Below are 1,054 nucleotides of genomic sequence, written 5' to 3'. Positions count from 1 at the left end.
CCCAGATTGTCGCCCCAAGGGCTTTCGTAAAGACCGCGGGAAACGATCGCCCATAGCGACGAACGTTAGACTCATGAGCCGTGAAGATTTCAGTGTTCATTTCAGGATCCCTCTGCGTGTCGCGTCGCGTTCAACGAGCAAGTGATTAAATGCGTTTGGTTTTGTTGCGGTTGTTTTTAGTTTCACTGAAGATCGGAACGGTAGGCGGAACTTTGGACGGTCGTGACCTCCCAGGAATGTGTTCGTAATGCCGACACTCTCCTCAAAAAGGTCCGCGCCAAACGGGAGACCGGACTCGCGCGGCAGCTCAACTGCACTGACGCCGTCGGAACCTCCCCCGCTTCACGTTGCTCTGCATGGCGATATCTCTCGTCTATGCGTTGGAACGAACTCAGTTCTAGAGTTTTGGAGCAGGCGGCGATACTACGGCATCTGGTAGTTGACTTATCCGCTCATCGCCCGCGAAAGGGCCTACCAATAAATCACAGGCTTGCGCTGGCGGCGCCTCATGTGTGACAGCGCTTCTGCCATACAGCAGCATGTTAAGGTGTTGCAGGCCTTCGGCAGCAACACGAACCGTCGTGCCCGGCCGGTAGTGTAGCTCGGCGGTAGCGAAGCCGCTCGCGAGCGCGCCCTCAACAGCGCTGTAGCGAGCGAGCGACGTAGCGGCGATCATCGACGTTTCTTTGATGTCGGGGCCGCTTTCGGACCGCTTCTGAAGCGTCTCGACCAACTCTGCCTGAACGAGGATTAGGGTCTCGAAAAAGCCGACAGCGGAGGATATCGTGGGATCAGATTAAGCCGGTTCTCCCTGTGATTTTTCGTGGGATGAGGACCCTGTTTGAGGGGTGATTTTCGTCCAAGTGGGGTCTGACGCACTCTCGATGATATTTTCTTTCAGGCCGCACCGATCAAACGTGCTTCGAGAAGGTCAAGCTTCCGCGGCCGTACATCTGCCGTTTTACAAGCTGAGCTTGGTGATCTGTCCTTCCGTCTGCCCGTTGGACCATGGCTCGGTGATCGCGGCGCGGACGGCAGCACGGTCGCGAATGAT

1 protein-coding gene and 1 pseudogene are annotated in these 1,054 nt (G+C 56.5%); both read right to left on the bottom strand.

Features of this window, described 5'->3' with window-relative positions:
• Positions 1–397: 397 nt before the first annotated feature.
• The gene (locus tag NKI35_RS31265; RefSeq protein ID WP_352742652.1) at positions 398–733 is read right to left on the bottom strand and encodes a hypothetical protein; all 336 of its coding nucleotides are present in this window, start codon (positions 731–733) and stop codon (positions 398–400) included.
• Positions 734–897: 164 nt separating this feature from the next.
• Positions 898–1,054 (bottom strand): annotated as a pseudogene (locus NKI35_RS31260) (ISL3 family transposase); the annotation flags it as partial.

The sequence above is a fragment of the Mesorhizobium sp. M0676 genome (assembly GCF_040320535.1).
Taxonomy (GTDB): Bacteria; Pseudomonadota; Alphaproteobacteria; order Rhizobiales; family Rhizobiaceae; genus Mesorhizobium.
This window is presented reverse-complemented; position numbering and strand designations above follow the sequence as displayed.